Source organism: Pseudomonas sp. HY2-MNA-CIBAN-0224 (genome assembly GCF_040310285.1).
Classification (GTDB): Bacteria; Pseudomonadota; Gammaproteobacteria; order Pseudomonadales; family Pseudomonadaceae; genus Aquipseudomonas; species Aquipseudomonas helleri.
Window position 1 is genome coordinate 1 of record NZ_JBEOPQ010000016.1, and the last position, 16,522, is coordinate 16,522.

Below are 16,522 nucleotides of genomic sequence, written 5' to 3' on the forward strand. Positions count from 1 at the left end.
TGCCGCGGCCGGCCCGGGTGGTTTACATCCGCCCCTTTTGGCCTGTGTCGGGGCGAGCTGGCTCGCGATCTTTTGATCTTTTAAAAGATCGCGAGCAAGCTCGCTCCTACAGTTTTTTGTGGGTCAGGCGTTACACAGCCCTGCCCGCGCCTGCAAGCTCAGGTGCGCTTGTTCGCCGGGGGCCAGGCTTTGGGTCTGGGCGCCAGTGCTGGCGGATTCGACACAGACAAACCCCATCACTTCATTCCAGCTCACGCCCAGCAACGGCCGCTTGCCCGGGTGCCAGACCACGGTGTTGGCATGATCGCCGGTGTCGATGCTTAAAGCACGCTGCCAAGCGTGGTCGTTTAGCTGCATTTCGCCTTCGTGCTGGAACACACGCTGGCATCCACCCACCACCCGCAGTTCACCTTTTTGCTGGCACGCCTCGCGATTGAGCTGGTCGTAACCGCGCACACCATCAAGCCCAGACAGCGCTACCTCAGCCACGTCTCCAATCCGCCAATAAGCCCGCAACGCCTGGCTGACCTGGCAAGGTTCGTCGTCCTGGTGCTCGGTGCTCAGGCGCAGTTCCATGCTTTCGCCCAGCCGGGCGTGCAGATCAACCTGCCAGTCGCACAACTGCAAACGCCAGTGCAGCGAAACACCTTCTTCGTCGGTGCTGCTGTCCAGCAGTTTCCAGTCGATCAGCCGCGCCCAGCCATGGGACGGCCAGGCATTTTCGCTGGGATGGCGCCCGTACCACGGCCAAAAGATCGGCACGCCACCACGGATCGCCCCCACTTGAGGCCATTTAGCCGCGCACCACAACCAGGGCTTTTGCCCGGTCGGCTTGAAGTGCAGCAACTGCGCACCTTGACGACTGAACACGGCCTGACAGTGCGGGTGGTCGATGACCAGTACGTCGCGTTGCTGAAAACGCTCCCACTGGAAAATCGGCTGCTCACGCTTTGATTTGAAAAAACGGTGAAGCGGATGCTCATGCATGTCCCACAGTCCTGAAAATCATGTCGTCCAACCCTTTGGAAACGGCCTCGTCTGCATCAAAGCACCCTCCCCAAAAAAAACCGGATAGCACAGGCTATCCGGAAAATACGCATAACGAAAAGGAGCTTATCGCAACAACCGTTAGAAGACCGACTGAATTTTCAAACCGGCCACCAATGCGTTATCCACTTTGTCCACGCCACCGGGGTGGGTGATGTACTGCAAGTTGGGACGCACGGTCAGCCAATTGGTCACGTGGATACCGTAGTTGAGCTCGTAGTTGTACTCGGTGTCGCGCAGCGGCGAGTACGACAGGCTGTCGTAGTTGGTGACATCATTGGCGACGTTGGCCAGTTCAGCGTTTTTCTTCACTTGATCGTTAACGTGGATGCGGGCAAAGCCAATGCCGATGTCATCTTTTGGACGCGCATCGAACGGGCCTTTGTACACAAACATCAGCGACTGGTAGTTGTCGACGATGTTGGTGGCCTTGTCATGGAAGGTTGCGTTGGCGGCGACGTTCAGGCCGCGCGACGCATCACCGTTGTGGCTGGTGAGTTGTTGCTGCACAACCAGCCAGTAACCGTGCTTGCTGTCATGCATGCGGTACGGTTGGCCGGTGGTGGCTGCGTCCTGGCCGTTGATGTCTTCACGCAGGTCAGGCGCAGGGGCCGAGCTTTTGTAGTAACCGATGCGGTATTCGCCCGGCAGGTTGTTGACTTTGGGCGACCAGACCAGCTCGACCGGTAAGACCGTACCTTTGGTGCCACTGCCGTTGAGTTTGAAGCCGTTGCCGTGCTCCAGTTGCGACGGATTCTGGTTGTAGGCACCGATCTGCGCGTAAAACTCAGGCGTGATGTTGTACTTCACGCGCAGAGCCGCCTGGCTGACCGGCCAGTTGTACCAGATGTTGGTTGCCCAGTTACCCACCTGAGACCCGCAGAACGCCAGGTTCTGGAACTCGCACGGGAAGGTGTTGAAGTCTTCGCCTTCACCGAAGTAACCGGCTTTGACGTCGAGCTTGCCGTCGAGGAACTGATGCTGGATGTACAACTGGGTCAGTCGCACCATGTGCCCACGGCCGTAGACTTCTTGCGAAGAACTCAAGGTGCCGGCACGCGGATCGCCGATACGGTCGTTGGAGATGTTCTCACCGTTACGGTTGGTGAGCTGGATCTTGGCTTGGGTGTTATCCCAGCCCCAGAGCTTTTGCAGGTCCAGCGCCACGCCCAGGCCAAACTGGTCGCTGTAACGCGCAGTTTTATTGTTGTTGTAGCCGCCATGCAGGTTGGCGCCTACTTCACCGACATAATCAGCTTTAATGTCGATGCCCTGTTCGATGAGCTTGGTCCGCTCGCCCCCCCAATCCCCGGTCATCCATTTTGAATCGGCACTGAACGCTTCGTCTGCCATCGCATTGGCAGACATAACCAGCACGGCGGCCGCTGACAGCTGGCAGAACAACCGGGTATTGCCGTGTTGCTTTTTCATCCCAAAATCCTCGTCTTTTGTTATTAACTGTTTTTATCTAACGCGGTTTACAACATCTTCAGCCAGAAACAACACGCGTCCTTGAGTGTAGCTTTAGCGTCCTTTGAATTGGGCGACGTTATCGCCCCGGCTGTCTTGGGCGGGTAACGCAGCGCCAACACCTAAACGCTCACCTGTCTGGGCATCAAACAGCAGTACCTTGGCCGGATCGAACTGCAGGTTCAGGCTCTCGCCCACTTGCGGCGCAACATCAGGTGCCAGGCGGCAGCACACTTTGACGTCATTAAGCTGGACGAACACCAGCGTGTCCGGCCCGGTGGGCTCGGTCACTTTGACTTCGGCACGAAGCGTGGGCAGGCCATTGGGCTCATGGGGTGCCAGCATGATCTGCTCGGGACGAATCCCCACGATGACATCCCGCTCTTCAAGCCCTGCGTCCTGCACCCCCAGCGGCAACTCACAACGTGCCTGCCCGCTGTCTAGCACGGCCATCAAGCGGCCGTCCTGACGCTTCAAGCGTAGACCAATGAAATTCATTGGCGGCGAACCGATGAAACTGGCGACGAACAGGTTGGCCGGGTCGTTGTAGATCTGCTTGGGGGTGCCGAACTGCTGAATGATGCCGTCCTTCATCACCGCAACCTTGTCGCCCAGGGTCATGGCTTCGATCTGGTCGTGGGTCACGTAGACGGTGGTGGTCTTCAGACGCTGGTGCATCAGTTTCATTTCAGTACGCATCTCGACCCGCAGCTTGGCGTCGAGGTTGGACAGCGGTTCATCGAACAGGTAGATCTTGGGCCGACGTGCCAGCGCACGCCCCATCGCCACCCGCTGCTGCTGACCACCGGACAACTGGCCGGGCTTGCGATTGAGCAAGTGCTCGATCTGCAACAGCTTGGCGACCCGCGCGACTTCTTCGTCAATGGCCGACTGGGCCATCTTGCGGATCTTGAGGCCGAACTCGATGTTCTCGCGCACGCTCATGGTCGGGTACAGCGCGTAAGACTGGAACACCATGGCGATGTCACGATCCTTGGGGCTCATGCCGCTGACGTCCTGATCGTCAATCATGATCGCGCCGCCAGTGATGTTCTCAAGGCCCGCGATGCAGTTCATCAGCGTCGATTTGCCGCAGCCCGAGGGCCCGACCAGGATCAAAAACTCGCCGTCCTTGATCGACAGTTCAATGTTCTTGAGGGTGTCTGGCAGGCCAGCACCATAGGTCTTGTTTACGTTACGAAGCTCGAGCGTTGCCATGATTACCCCTTGACCGCGCCGGCCGTCAGCCCGCGCACGAAATACTTGCCTGCGACCACATAGACCAGCAGGGTCGGCAGCCCGGCGATCATCGCCGCCGCCATGTCCACGTTGTATTCCTTGACCCCGGTGCTGGTGTTGACCAGGTTGTTCAGCGCCACAGTAATGGGCTGGGAATCACCGCTGGAAAACACCACACCGAACAGGAAGTCGTTCCAGATCTGGGTGAACTGCCAAATCAGACAGACCATGATGATCGGGGTCGACATCGGCAGAATGATCCGCCGAAAGATCGTGAAAAAACCCGCGCCATCCAGACGTGCAGCCTTCACCAGTGCGTCAGGAATGCTGACGTAGTAGTTACGGAAAAACAGGGTGGTGAACGCCAGCCCGTACACGATGTGCACGATCACCAAGCCCGTGGTAGTGCTGGCCAGGCCCATCTTGCCGAGGGTGAACGAGGCTGGCAGCAGCACCGTTTGAAACGGCAGGAAGCAGCCAAACAACAGTAAGCCGAAAAACAACTGCGAACCGCGAAAGCGCCACATCGACAGCACGTAGCCGTTCAACGCGCCGATGGCGGTCGAAGCCAGTACCGCCGGAACGGTGATCTTGATCGAGTTCCAGAAGTAACCGTCAACGGTGGCCCAGGCCTTGACCCAGCCAATGCCGGTAACCACGCTCGGCCAGCTCAGCAAGTTGCCGGTGCTGATGTCTTCCGGGGTTTTGAAACTGGTCAGCAGCATCACCAGCAAAGGCACCAAATACAGCAATACCGCTACAATCAGCACCGCGTAGATCGCGATGCGGCTCAGGCTTAGTGAGCGTTTGCCGGTCAGACTAGTCATTTCGCTTGGCCCTCAGCTCGGAATACAGGTAAGGCACGATGATCGCGAGAATCGCCCCGAGCATCAGAATCGCACTGGCCGAGCCCATGCCCATCTGGCCGCGACTGAAGGTGAAGGAGTACATGAACATGGCCGGTAAATCTGACGAGTAGCCCGGGCCACCGGCAGTCATCGCCGCCACCAGGTCAAAGCTCTTGATCGCGATATGCGCGAGGATCATCACCGCACTGAAAAACACCGGACGCAGGCTCGGCAGCACCACTTTCCAGTAAATGCGCGGCAAGCTTGCGCCATCGATCTGCGCGGCACGGATGATCGATTGATCCACCCCACGCAGGCCCGCGAGAAACATGGCCATGATAAAACCCGAGGCTTGCCAGACAGCGGCGATGACCAGGCAATACACCACGCGGTCAGGGTCGATCAGCCAGTCGAGGCGAAAACCTTGCCAGCCCCAGTCACGCAGCAGCTTGTCCAGACCCATGCCGGGGTTCAGCAGCCATTTCCAGGCGGTACCGGTGACGATCATCGACAGCGCCATCGGGTACAGATAAATCGTGCGGATAAACCCTTCGCGGCGGATGCGCTGGTCGAGAAACACCGCCAGGGTCACGCCGATCACCAAGGTGATGCCGATAAACATGCCGCCAAACACCACCAGGTTCTTGCTGGCGACCCACCAGCGGTCGTTGTCGAACAAACGCTGGTATTGCGCCAAGCCAGCCCACTTGTAGGTCGGCAGAAAGGTCGAGGTGGTGAACGACAGAACGAACGTCCACAGGATGTAGCCATAGAAGCCCACCAACACGATGATCATGCTCGGCGCCAGCACCAGTTTGGGTAGCCAGCGTTGCAACACATCGAAGGGCGAGACTTTCCTGAACGCAGCAACAGAACTCATGGAGGAAATCCGTGCGAGGAAAAAGTAGAGACTGCTCCGGGCAGGAGCGAGCTTGTCTGGCGATCTTTTAGAACCTCAAAAGATCGCGAGGCGAGCTCGCTCCTACAGGAGTGGAGTTACTTGGCGGACTTGATCGCTGCGCCAAGTTTTTTGGCGGTGTCGGCCGGGTCGGCTTTAGGGTCGTTGATGTAATTGGTGATTACGTCAAAGAACGCCCCCTGCACGGCCAGCGTGGTCGCCATGTTGTGCGCCATGCTTGGCTGCAGGCCGCCGGACTTGGCGTCAGCCAGGAAGTCCTTGGCCGAGGTCTGGGCACAGGCGTCAAAGCCGAGCTTTTCCATGTTGTTCAACATGTCGTTGCGAACCGGAATCGAGCCCTTGTTGATGCTGAAGACTTTCTGGAAGTCTTCACCCAGCGCCACCTTGGCAATGTCTTGTTGACCGGCCTTGGTGCCCTCGTCTTTCACCTTGAACACCGCCAAAGAGTCGATGTTGTAGGTGAAGGCTTTGTCAGTGCCCGGGAAGGCTACGCACTCATAGTCTTTGCCGGCGATTTTCTTGGCGGCGGTCCATTCACTCTTGGCCCAGTCGCCCATGATTTGCATGCCGGCCTTGCCGTTGATGACTTTGGCCGCTTCCAGGTTCCAGTCCTGGCCTTTGCCATCGGCGTCCATATAGGTCGCGACTTTCTTCAGCTCGGTCAGCGCCTTGACCATTTGCGGGCCGGTCAGGGCGTCGTTGTCGAGGTCAACCAGGGCTTTTTTGTAGCCATCGACGCCCATGACCGAGAGCACCACCGCTTCGAACACGGTGCTGTCCTGCCAAGGCTGGCCGCCGTGGGCAAGGGCAATAAAGCCCGCGGCCTTGAGCTTGTCACCGGCTGCGTAGAATTCTTCGAGGGTGGTCGGTGGTTTTTCGATACCGGCTTTTTTGAAGACTTCCGGGTTGATCCACAGCCAGTTCACGCGGTGGATATTCACCGGCACGGCCACGTAATCACCGTCGTACTTCACGGTGTCGGAGACTTTCTTGTCGAGCAGGCTGTCCCACTTTTCGTCTTTGGCGACCGTCTTCAATACGTCAGTGTCGAGCAGCCCGGTAGACGCCCACTCTTGAATATCCGGCCCTTTGATCTGTGCCATACCCGGCGGGTTACCCGCCACAGCGCGGCTTTTCAGTACGGTCATCGCGGTGGCACCGCCCCCCCCGGCGACAGCGCCGTCCTTCCAGGTGAAGCCGTCTTTTTCAACTTGAGCCTTCAGCACATCGACAGCAGCTTTTTCGCCACCTGACGTCCACCAGTGCACCACCTCAACCGAACCTTTGGAGTCGGCGGCATAGCTGCTCAGAGGGAATAGTGTGGCGAGAGAGATAACGACGGCGAGGCGATTGAATGAATTCATGAGATGCCCTTTCTTGTTGTTATAGCTGTGCAAGTCTTTTGCTTGCGCTACCAATGAGTGTATCCACGCGCCACCCGCCTCAAGTAACGAAGAGACGTCTGTTTGTCACCGTCTGGTGACATTCAAGAACGCGGCCACGGGGCTGTTTGAGATCTTTCAGTATGAGCAACGTCAGCCTTCTTGTAGGCCAAAACCGTTGAAATCCCCACGAGATACAGTTTTTTCCGCATTGCCTGTAGGACGCATCCCGAAGTCGTTTTCCCACGTTGTACCCGCAAATAACATCAGCGAGTCTGCTACTCATCGTCGTAGAAAAAGAACGGATGCCGACCCCCTCAGGAGATTTTAGCCATGACAGAACGTAACTTAACGTCCCGGAATCATTGCTTCATTTACCCCATCAAAGATCAGGAAGGTCGCCCCTACGCCTGGAAAATCGATATTCAACGCGCGGGCAAAGTGCATGTGCATCACTTTGCTTTCGACCAATATGGCGGCGAGATTCCTGCACTGGAGGCCGCAGAAAACTTGCGTAACCAACTGGTGCTGAAAATGCCGCAGTCTTTCACCTATGAAGACCGACAGCGCCTGATGCCGCATAACACCAGCGGCCACCCCGGCGTGTATCGCGTGCAGTCCAATCAGATTGATTACTGGCGCGCCACCACGCGCATTCACGGCTACAACCTGAGCAAGAGTTTTCGCATTGATAAATATGGCGATGACCAGGCCAAACAGCTGGCGCTAGAGGAACGTGAACGGCAGTTAACCCTGTGCAGCGACCCTTACGATGTCGCCATGGAAAAGCTCCAGCATCACTTCAGCCAGACCAGCCGGCGCGTGCGCGAGAACCGTATCAAGGCCGCCATGCACAAGCCCCGCGAGCCCAAGCCCACCGTTCAAGAGGTCTCTGGCACGCAGATGGAACGCATACTGCCGATCAGCGCCGAGCAGGCCAGCCTGTCCATCAGTCGGCATTTCGCGGCAAGTACAAAGTGACCCGCAAACCGCCCACACGCAGGTTTTGCAAGCTCACTTCACCGCCATGGCTATGGGCGATACTGCGCGCAATCCCCAACCCCAGACCGTAGCCTTGCTGTTGCCCGGCCAGTCGAAAGTGTGGCTCGAACACCTGCTCAAGGCGCTGTTCGGGCACGCCCGGCCCCTCGTCGTCGACGGTCAGCACAAACGCTTGCTCGTTGTCGTCTATGCGCAAGTGCGCATTGGTGCCGTACTTGAGCGCGTTATCAATCAGGTTGCCCATGCAGCGGCGCAGGGCCAGGGGTTTGCCGTGATAAGGGCTGGTGGCTCGCCCCTGCAACGTTACCCGGCCATTCCCCTGCGGCAGCACATAGGGTTCTATCAGACAGTCGAGCAAGGTATTGACGTCTACCGGCTCGATATTCTCGTGAATGTCGGTGTCTTTCACGCATTGCAGTGCGCCTTTGACCAGCATTTCCAGCTCGTCCAGATCGCGGCCAAACTTGTATTGCAGTTGCTCGTCATCCAGCAGTTCCACGCGCAAGCGCAGCCGGGTGATGGGCGTGCGCAGGTCATGGGAGATGGCGCTGAATAACTGACCGCGCTCGGTCAGGTACCGGCTGATGCGCGCGCGCATGGTGTTAAAGGCACGCCCCACTTCAACCACTTCGCTGCCACCGCCCACTTCGACAGGCTGAACCTCGTCTTCGCCCAGTGACATGTCACGGGCCGCCCTCGCCAAGCGCTTGAGCGGGCGGCTTTGCCAATGCACCAGCACGCCGATAAACAACAGCAAAAAGATGCTGCTCAGCACGATAAACCACAGTTGCAGCGCCGGCAGCCCTTCTTCTTCAAGGCTGGTGTAGGGCTGGGGCAGCAAAGAGGCGATGTACAGCCACTCGCCCTGAGCCATCTGGATCTGCGTCACCAGCACCGGCGGGTCGACCGGTTCCAGGGTCAGGGCAAAGTGCGCCCACGAACGCGGCAACTCGTCGAGCTTCAGGCCCGCGTTGAAAATGCGTAAGTCCTGGGGGCTGACAAACTTCACCGACAGGTCGACATCAGGCCCCAGCGACTGGCGCAGCACTTGGTCCACGGCGTCCAGCACCGCCTGTTTGCGCTGGGTTGGCGGTAGCACCTGCATGTCCAGCGGCCGGTCATTGAGGCTGACGACAAACCGCGTGCCGCCCATGCTGCGCATTTGATCCAGCACCAGCGGGCGATAGGCCAGCGGCAAGGAGCGCAAGTACGTCACCGTGGCGTTCATCGAGTGCGCCATGCTGCGGGCACTGTTGACCAGGCCTTCAAGCTGGGTGGTGCGCAATTGTGAGAGCCAGATGGCACTCGACAACGTCTGCGCCAGCAAAATGGCCAGCAACGTCAGCAGCAACATGCGGCCCAGCAGCGAACGGGGGAGATGCAGGCGGGATAGAAACTTAATGGCCATTTCCGACGGTGACCTCAGCTGCCAACTGGTAACCGCTGCCACGGATCGTGCGGATAAGCCGTGGCGGCTTCTCGGTGTCGCGCAGGCGCTGGCGCAAACGGCTGACCGCCATGTCGACAATGCGGTCCAGCGGCATCAGATCACGGCCACGGGTGGCGTTGCCGATCATGTCGCGATCCAGGATCTGCTGCGGGTTGTCCAGAAACAGCTTGAGCAAGGCGAAATCCGCCCCGGACAAAATCACCTCTTCGCCATCGGTATGGAACAGCCGATGGGTCACGGTGTTGAGCCGCCACTCGTCAAACGCCATAACTTCATGACCGGCGCTCGCACTGGAAAACTGCGCACGGCGCAACAAGGCCTTGATGCGCGCCTGGAGTTCACGGGGGCTGAAAGGCTTGCCCAGATAGTCATCAGCGCCCAGTTCCAGGCCGATGACCCGGTCGGCTTCATCGGAACTGGCGGTGAGCATGATGATCGGAATTTGCGCAAAACGCGGGTGTTGGCGGACCAAGCGGCACAAGCTAAAACCGTCTTCGTCGGGCAGCATCACGTCCAGGATCAATAAATCGCTGGCCTGCTCATCAAGCGCCCGCCTGAAGCCCGCGCCGTCGCCCACGGTGCGCACTTGAAAGCCGGCACGGGTGAGGTAGATATCAAGGAGCTCGCGAATTTCCTGGTCATCATCGACCAGCAAAATGGATTTGCCGGATGTGCTCACAGGCGCTGATCCTTATTGTTGTTATGACATAGCTCTAAAAGGGCGAAGCTGTGTAGCCGCTGACGAGGTACGAGGCTGCGATGTGGGCCGCAGGACCGCCGATCGGGGGTCGCTTCGCAACCCATCGCAGCCTCATTCTTCGGCAGCGGCTACACCTATCAACCGAACGCTTGTTGCAATGCCACGCCGGCGCCGATCAGGCCCGAGTACGGTGCGGTCACCAGCCAGACCGGGATGCCTTTGAGATAGTCGCTCATGCAGCCTTTGTCGGCAAAGCTTCGGGCAAAGCCGCTGGCCACAAAAATATCGGCAAAACGCGGGATCACGCCACCAACAATGTACACCCCGCCACGCCCGCCGACTGTCAGCACGTTGTTACCGGCCACACGGCCCAGCCAGCAACTAAAGTGCTCCAGCACCTGCAACGCCACCGGATCACCCGCCAGGGCCGCCGCAGTGATCGCCCGGTCGCTGTCCAGCACCGGCTCATGCCCGTCGACCGCACAGATCGCCCGATACACACGCGGCAAACCGCTGCCGCTCAAGATGCTTTCGGCGCTGACGTGGCCGATTTCGTTGTAGATGTGCTGCCACAACTGCACTTCACGCGGGTTGCTCATGGGCAGGTCGACGTGGCCGCCCTCCCCCGGCAAGGCCATCCATTGCTCGTCGCCCAGGTTGAGCAAGGTGCCTACGCCCAGCCCCGTGCCTGGCCCGATAACCACCGCCGGGCGCGCCGGATCGGCAATGCCGGGGCACACCTGGCGCACGTCTTCGGGTTGCAGGCGCGTCATGCCCAGCGCCATGGCGCTGAAGTCATTGATCAGCAGCAGGTGATCGACTTGCAAGGTTTCGCAAAACGCCGACCGGCTCAAGCGCCAATGGTTGTTGGTAAAGCGAAACTCGTCGCCGCTCACCGGCCCGGCCACCGACAGGCACACCGAACCCACCGCTCCGAGCGCCAGGTTCAACTCATTGAGGTAAACCTTGATTGCGTCTTCCGGGCACGCGTAATCGGCCGTGGCCAACACGCTGACTGAACGCAATTGCTCGTCTTCCCAGAGAGCAAAACGGGCGTTAGTGCCACCAATATCACCGACGAGGGCGAGTTTCATTTCAGGGATTCCAGAGACGAGGTAAAGGTACTCGCGCCCTGCTCGGCCGAACTGAAGGCCTGACGCATAAACGCAAACAACTCGCGCCCGGTACCGACGGCATTGCTCAAGGTGCCGACAGCCGGGGTGCGTGCGGCGAATTCTGCCTCATCCACCAACAGTTGCAACGTGCCTTTTACACCATCGACGCGAATCAGGTCACCGTCCTGGACCCGCGCCAGCGCGCCGCCCACTTCCGCCTCGGGGCTGACGTGAATCGCCGCCGGGATTTTGCCCGACGCACCGGACATGCGCCCGTCGGTGATCAGCGCCACTTTGAAGCCGCGATCCTGCAGCACGCCCAGGAATGGGGTCATCTTGTGCAGCTCTGGCATGCCATTGGAGCGCGGGCCCTGAAAGCGCATCACGGCGACAAAGTCGCGTTCCAGTTCACCGGCCTTGAAGGCATCGGCCAGTTGCTGCTGGTCCTGGAATACCCGCGCCGGGGCTTCGACAATCTGGTGCTCCGGCGCAACCGCCGACACCTTCATGACCCCGCGCCCCAGGTTGCCTTCCATCACCCGCAGGCCACCCTCGGCTGAAAACGCACGGGCCACCGGGCGCAAGATGGTCTCGTCGAGGCTTTCGATCGGGCCTTCACGCCAGACCAGTTGGCCATCCACGAGGAACGGTTCGCGGGTGTAGCGGCTCAAGCCGTAACCGGCCACGGTGTTGACGTTTTCGTGCAACAACCCGGCTTCGAGCAGTTCGCGAATCAAGAACGCCATGCCGCCAGCGGCCTGGAAGTGGTTGATGTCGGCTTTGCCGTTTGGATACACATGGGACAGGGTTGGCACCACCTCGGACAGGTCGGCCATGTCTTGCCAGGTCAACTGAATACCCGCTGCCATGGCAATCGCCGGCATGTGCAGGGTGTGGTTGGTGGAGCCGCCAGTCGCGTGCAAGGCGACGATGGAGTTGACCAGAGAACGCTCGTCCACGATCTCGCCCAACGGGGTGAAGTTACCGTTTTGCTGGGTCAGACGGGTGACTTGATGCGCCGCTTCGCGAGTCAGGGCATCGCGCAATGGCGTGTAAGGATTGACGAAAGAAGCACCCGGCAAATGCAGGCCCATCACTTCCATCAGCAACTGGTTGGTGTTGGCGGTGCCGTAAAAGGTGCAGGTGCCGGGGCTGTGATAGGACTTCATCTCGGATTCCAGCAGCTCTTCGCGGCTGGCTTTGCCTTCAGCGTAGCGCTGGCGTACGTCGGCTTTTTCTTTGTTGGAAATGCCCGACGGCATTGGCCCGCCCGGTACAAAGATGGTCGGCAGATGACCGAAGCGCAGCGCGCCCATCAGCAGGCCCGGCACGATTTTGTCGCAAATGCCCAGCATCAAAGCGGCGTCGAACATGTTGTGCGACAGCGCCACGGCGGTCGACAGCGCGATCACTTCGCGGCTCAACAGGCTCAGTTCCATGCCGGCCTCGCCTTGGGTCACGCCGTCGCACATGGCCGGGGTGCCGCCCGCGAACTGGCCCACAGAGCCCATTTCACGCAGGGCTTGCTTGATCTGCTCCGGGAAGTGCTCGTAAGGCTGATGCGCCGAGAGCATGTCGTTATATGACGAAACAATTGCCACGTTGGCGGCGTTCATCAGTTTGAGGGTGTTTTTGTCTTCTGTGCCACATCCGGCCACGCCATGGGCAAAGTTGGCACATTGCAGCTTGCCGCGTTGCGGTCCGTCACTGGCCGCATCACGAATAAGCGTCAGGTACGCCTCGCGGGTAGCTCGACTGCGGGCAATAAGACGCTCGGTGACTTCAAGAACGCGGGGATGCATGTGTTGAACTCCAGGCTAACGGATGTGGCGACCTGTGCGTGTCCTATGCTGACTGAGGCTCGCAGACGCGTGCTCAGTCGTTCGGACCCGTTGATTCAGGTCACTCGTTGTAGATAAAACAAAATATTGCCACTTAAATGGCTTGTTTTCTATTTTTATGAGAATAATCTTGTAATTCCAACAACAAATTGATGACAGGTGCTGTCCATGACATTACGAATCGCAATCAATGGTTTTGGCCGGATCGGCCGTAACGTCCTGCGAGCACTGTATACCCAAGGCTACCGACAGGACTTGCAGATCGTCGCCATTAACGATCTGGGCGACAGTTCGATCAACGCTCACCTGCTCAAGTACGACACCGTTCACGGCACGTTCGATGCCACTGTTGAGCATGATCAGGAAAGTCTGACGGTCAATGGTGACCGAATTGCGGTGACCGCCATCCGTAATCCGGCTGAACTGCCCTGGGCCGACCTGAAGGTTGATGTGGTATTTGAGTGCACCGGCTTCTTCACCGAGCGCAGTAAAGCAGAGGCGCACATTACGGCCGGTGCGCGTAAGGTGATTATCTCGGCGCCGGGTAAAAATGCCGATGCGACGGTGGTCTATGGCGTCAACCACGACATTCTGCGCCAATCGCATCAAATCATTTCTAACGCATCGTGCACCACCAACTGCCTGGCGCCTGTGGCGCAAATCCTCAACCGCGAGTTCGGCATTGCCAACGGCCTGATGACTACCATCCACGCCTATACCAATGACCAGAACCTGACCGATGTTTATCACACCGACCCGTACCGCGCGCGTTCGGCCACGCAGAACATGATCCCGAGCAAAACCGGCGCCGCCGAAGCCGTAGGCCTGGTGCTGCCAGAGCTGGCCGGCAAGCTGACCGGCATGGCGGTACGCGTGCCGGTGATCAACGTGTCGCTGGTCGACCTGACCGTTGAACTGACGCGCGAAGTCACGGCGGCAGAAGTGAACGCGGTGTTTAAAGAAGCCAGCCAGCACTCCAAGGTATTGGGTTACAACAGCCTGCCGCTGGTTTCCAGCGACTTCAACCACAACCCGCTGTCGTCGATCTTTGACGCCAACCACACCAAGGTCAGCGGCAAGCTGCTCAAAGTGCTGGCGTGGTACGACAACGAGTGGGGCTTCTCCAACCGTATGCTCGACAACTGCCTGGCGCTGCACAACGCGGAGTGACGCGATGATCGGTATCAGCTTCACCACGGCTACCTTGGCGGCGCGTAAGCGCATCGCCCTGGTGGCGCATGATCACTGCAAAGGGTTTTTGCTGGACTGGGCCGAACGCCACAAGGCCGCGCTCAGCCAGCATGACTTGTGCGCAACGGGCACCACCGGCCTGTTATTGAGCAAGCGCCTGGGGTTGCCGATTGAAAGCATGATCAGCGGCCCGCTGGGCGGTGATCAACAAGTGGGGGCGCAGATCGCCGAGCAGAAAATCAACATGCTGGTGTTTTTCTGGGACCCGTTCGAGCCACAGCCCCACGACCCGGACATCAAGGCCCTGCTGCGCGTGGCGGCAGTGTGGAACATTCCGGTGGCGAGCAATGAATGCACCGCTGACTATTTGCTCAGCAGCCCCCTGATGAACCAGCCGCACGAACACCGCATTCCCGATTACGCCGCTTATTTGAAAGGCCGGGTTTAACCTGGAATAAAACACACATCTTGTGGGAGCGGGCTTGCTCGCGAAGAGGATCGACTCGGTCAACCCTCAGACCGCGTCGCCCCAATCGCGAGCAAGCCCACTCCCACAGACTGAACTGCCCAAGCAACAAACTCAAAACATCACTTGACCAAACACACAGATGATAAGCATTATCATTCGCTCAAAATCGGTCGGGTAGTGCTGTGAGTCAGTCCCAGTTCAATCAAGTCTTCCTTACTCAGCGGGTGACCTTGCTGCGCACGTTACAGCGGATGGTGAATAACCCCAGCACCGCCGAAGACTTGCTGCAAGAGACTTACCTGCGGGTTACCCGCGCCTTGAACGAGCGTTCGGTCGAGCACTTGGAACCGTTTGTCTACCAGACCGCGCGCAATCTGGCGCTCGATCACCTGCGCTCGCGACGCATTCAGGCGCGTACGGTGGTTGAAGATGTACCGATCGAGGTGCTTGAGGGCATTGCGTCTACCCACAGCACCCCGGAAGAAGCCCACCAAGCAGCGCAATTACTGGAGCGTTTGAGTGTGAGCCTGAGCCAGTTAAGCGCACGTCAGCAGCGGATTTTTATCCTCAGCCGGCTGCATGGCTGCAGTTATCAAGAGATCGCCGAAGAACTTGACGTGTCGTTGAGTACCGTTCAAAAGGAACTCAAATTGATCATGGCGATCTGCATCGGGGTAGCCGACAGGCTGAATCGGCCTTAACCTTGCCCTTCAATGCCACGCGAACGCCCTGAAACTGCCAAGGAACCTCTGTGACGGACACTCACAAATCTGCTGCGCCCGACCCGGCGCACGAGGTGCTGCACGACAGCGCCATGGATCAGGCACTGGATTGGCTGATCACCCTTGAGTGTGCGAGCGACGAACAGAAAATCGTGTTTGAGCAGTGGCTGAATGCCGACCCGGCGCACGCCAGGGCGTTTGCCAAGGCCAACGCCATCTGGAACGGGCAACCGGTGCTGCATGCTGCGCAAACCCTGCAAACCCGGCGCAAACCCGGCGTGCTGCGGCGTATCAGCCGGCATTGGAAGCACGTGGCTGCGGCAGCTGTGCTGGTACTGACAGTCGGTAGCTATACCAACGTGCCGCTGCGCCTTCAGGCAGATCACCTGACGGTGGTGGGCGAGCGCCAGCGCCTGCAGCTCGAAGACGGCTCCAAAGTGCTGCTCAATACCAATTCGGCATTTTCCAGCAAAGTGGTGAATACCCAGGCCCGCGCCCGGTTGTTGCAGGGAGAAGCCTTTTTTGAAGTCCCGGCCAACCTTGAACTGCCCATGGTGGTGGATGCCGGCCCGGTGCGCGTCAGCGTGCGTGACACCGCGTTTGCGGTGAGCTACTTCAATGGCGAAGCGCAAGTGCGGGTACAGCGCGGGGATGTGGACTTGCGGGTAAACAGTGTCGGCACACAAATGCGTTTGTCCGCGGGTAACAGCGTCAGCATTGGCCCGAACGGCTTCGGCCGCCCCACTACACTCAACCCCCAAACCGACCTTGCCTGGGTGCAAGGCCGATTGGTGTTTGAAAACTGCCCGATGAGCAAAGTGCTCGATGAAGTGCGCCGCTACTACCCCGGCTGGATCGTCAACAACAACGAAAAGCTCGCCAACGTGGCCGTCACCGGCAACTACCGGCTGGATCAGCCACTGGATATCGTGCGCTCGCTGGCCCACATCACCTCCAGCCGCCTCTCGGAATACCCGGCGCTGGTCATCCTTAATTAAAAAAACTCGTTTAATCGCATCTTTTTTTACTCGATAGCCCAAGGTCATTCGTCTCGTTGTGATCAATGCAACTGATTCGCATTTTGAGTCAGCTTCGCAACTACAAGACTTGTCACCTCTGGAGCGCTA

Annotated in this window: 15 protein-coding genes; 5 read left to right on the forward strand and 10 right to left on the reverse strand. The window is 58.8% G+C overall.

All coding sequences use genetic code 11. From position 1 onward, the window contains the following. Positions 1-123 precede the first annotated feature (123 nt). From AAEZ03_RS10140 to AAEZ03_RS10165, 6 genes are all read right to left on the reverse strand, one after another. Entirely contained in the window at positions 124-987 is an 864-nt protein-coding gene (locus tag AAEZ03_RS10140) for a D-hexose-6-phosphate mutarotase (protein WP_048367934.1), read from the reverse strand. Positions 988-1,128: 141 nt separating this feature from the next. Next, entirely contained in the window at positions 1,129-2,478 is a 1,350-nt protein-coding gene (locus AAEZ03_RS10145; RefSeq protein ID WP_048367935.1) for a carbohydrate porin, read from the reverse strand. Between the two features lie 93 nt (positions 2,479-2,571). Then, complete coding sequence (locus AAEZ03_RS10150) at positions 2,572-3,735, reverse strand: ABC transporter ATP-binding protein (protein ID WP_350578223.1); 1,164 nt, start codon at positions 3,733-3,735, stop codon at positions 2,572-2,574. Between the two features lie 2 nt (positions 3,736-3,737). Continuing rightward, a complete protein-coding gene (locus AAEZ03_RS10155) occupies positions 3,738-4,583 on the reverse strand; it encodes a carbohydrate ABC transporter permease (protein ID WP_350578226.1) in 846 nt (281 codons plus the stop codon). Further along, on the reverse strand, positions 4,576-5,484 hold the full coding sequence (locus tag AAEZ03_RS10160) for a carbohydrate ABC transporter permease (protein ID WP_123749774.1): 909 nt from the start codon (positions 5,482-5,484) through the stop codon (positions 4,576-4,578). The genes AAEZ03_RS10155 and AAEZ03_RS10160 overlap by 8 nt, the downstream gene beginning before the upstream one ends. A 116-nt stretch (positions 5,485-5,600) precedes the next feature. Next, positions 5,601-6,887 (reverse strand): ABC transporter substrate-binding protein, encoded by a 1,287-nt coding sequence (locus AAEZ03_RS10165; RefSeq protein ID WP_048367943.1) that lies wholly within the window; start codon positions 6,885-6,887, stop codon positions 5,601-5,603. Between the two features lie 351 nt (positions 6,888-7,238). Here AAEZ03_RS10165 and AAEZ03_RS10170 point away from each other — a divergent pair, with 351 nt between their 5' ends. Next, positions 7,239-7,886, forward strand: coding sequence for an AP2 domain-containing protein (locus AAEZ03_RS10170; protein ID WP_350578230.1), 648 nt, complete (start codon positions 7,239-7,241; stop codon positions 7,884-7,886). On the opposite strand, the gene AAEZ03_RS10175 is transcribed toward AAEZ03_RS10170, so the two are convergent. The 4 genes from AAEZ03_RS10175 to edd all read right to left on the reverse strand — a co-directional run bounded on the left by AAEZ03_RS10175 (position 7,855) and on the right by edd (position 12,974). Continuing rightward, positions 7,855-9,315, reverse strand: coding sequence for an ATP-binding protein (locus AAEZ03_RS10175; protein WP_123749772.1), 1,461 nt, complete (start codon positions 9,313-9,315; stop codon positions 7,855-7,857). The genes AAEZ03_RS10170 and AAEZ03_RS10175 overlap by 32 nt on opposite strands. Next, positions 9,305-10,036, reverse strand: coding sequence for a response regulator (locus AAEZ03_RS10180; protein ID WP_350578233.1), 732 nt, complete (start codon positions 10,034-10,036; stop codon positions 9,305-9,307). Before AAEZ03_RS10180 ends, AAEZ03_RS10175 begins: the two co-directional genes overlap by 11 nt. A gap of 158 nt (positions 10,037-10,194) precedes the next feature. Beyond that, positions 10,195-11,151, reverse strand: a complete 957-nt coding sequence (locus tag AAEZ03_RS10185) for a glucokinase (RefSeq protein WP_350578235.1) — start codon at positions 11,149-11,151, stop codon at positions 10,195-10,197. Then, positions 11,148-12,974, reverse strand: a complete 1,827-nt coding sequence (gene edd, locus AAEZ03_RS10190; RefSeq protein WP_350578237.1) for a phosphogluconate dehydratase — start codon at positions 12,972-12,974, stop codon at positions 11,148-11,150. Before edd ends, AAEZ03_RS10185 begins: the two co-directional genes overlap by 4 nt. A gap of 207 nt (positions 12,975-13,181) precedes the next feature. Between edd and gap the strand changes: the two genes are divergently transcribed. The 4 genes from gap to AAEZ03_RS10210 all read left to right on the forward strand — a co-directional run bounded on the left by gap (position 13,182) and on the right by AAEZ03_RS10210 (position 16,393). Continuing rightward, on the forward strand, positions 13,182-14,183 hold the full coding sequence (gene gap / locus AAEZ03_RS10195) for a type I glyceraldehyde-3-phosphate dehydrogenase (RefSeq protein ID WP_262125098.1): 1,002 nt from the start codon (positions 13,182-13,184) through the stop codon (positions 14,181-14,183). Positions 14,184-14,187: 4 nt separating this feature from the next. Beyond that, positions 14,188-14,652: a methylglyoxal synthase gene (locus tag AAEZ03_RS10200; protein ID WP_350578239.1), complete on the forward strand. Its 465-nt coding sequence runs from the start codon at positions 14,188-14,190 to the stop codon at positions 14,650-14,652. A 203-nt stretch (positions 14,653-14,855) separates the two neighbouring features. Then, the gene (locus tag AAEZ03_RS10205) at positions 14,856-15,374 is read left to right on the forward strand and encodes an RNA polymerase sigma factor (RefSeq protein ID WP_048367959.1); all 519 of its coding nucleotides are present in this window, start codon (positions 14,856-14,858) and stop codon (positions 15,372-15,374) included. A gap of 50 nt (positions 15,375-15,424) precedes the next feature. After that, entirely contained in the window at positions 15,425-16,393 is a 969-nt protein-coding gene (locus tag AAEZ03_RS10210; protein ID WP_123749768.1) for a FecR family protein, read from the forward strand. Positions 16,394-16,522 lie beyond the last annotated feature (129 nt).

Excerpts from the sequence above, each read along its gene's own strand:
- AAEZ03_RS10160 (WP_123749774.1), bottom strand. The coding sequence starts at position 5,484 with ATGAGTTCTGTTGCTGCGTTCAGGAAAGTCTCGCCCTTCGATGTGTTG.
- AAEZ03_RS10170 (WP_350578230.1), top strand. The coding sequence starts at position 7,239 with ATGACAGAACGTAACTTAACGTCCCGGAATCATTGCTTCATTTACCCC.
- AAEZ03_RS10175 (WP_123749772.1), bottom strand. The coding sequence starts at position 9,315 with ATGGCCATTAAGTTTCTATCCCGCCTGCATCTCCCCCGTTCGCTGCTG.
- AAEZ03_RS10200 (WP_350578239.1), top strand. The coding sequence starts at position 14,188 with ATGATCGGTATCAGCTTCACCACGGCTACCTTGGCGGCGCGTAAGCGC.
- AAEZ03_RS10165 (WP_048367943.1), bottom strand. The coding sequence starts at position 6,887 with ATGAATTCATTCAATCGCCTCGCCGTCGTTATCTCTCTCGCCACACTA.
- AAEZ03_RS10145 (WP_048367935.1), bottom strand. The coding sequence starts at position 2,478 with ATGAAAAAGCAACACGGCAATACCCGGTTGTTCTGCCAGCTGTCAGCG.
- AAEZ03_RS10140 (WP_048367934.1), bottom strand. The coding sequence starts at position 987 with ATGCATGAGCATCCGCTTCACCGTTTTTTCAAATCAAAGCGTGAGCAG.
- edd (WP_350578237.1), bottom strand. The coding sequence starts at position 12,974 with ATGCATCCCCGCGTTCTTGAAGTCACCGAGCGTCTTATTGCCCGCAGT.
- AAEZ03_RS10185 (WP_350578235.1), bottom strand. The coding sequence starts at position 11,151 with ATGAAACTCGCCCTCGTCGGTGATATTGGTGGCACTAACGCCCGTTTT.
- AAEZ03_RS10150 (WP_350578223.1), bottom strand. The coding sequence starts at position 3,735 with ATGGCAACGCTCGAGCTTCGTAACGTAAACAAGACCTATGGTGCTGGC.
- gap (WP_262125098.1), top strand. The coding sequence starts at position 13,182 with ATGACATTACGAATCGCAATCAATGGTTTTGGCCGGATCGGCCGTAAC.
- AAEZ03_RS10155 (WP_350578226.1), bottom strand. The coding sequence starts at position 4,583 with ATGACTAGTCTGACCGGCAAACGCTCACTAAGCCTGAGCCGCATCGCG.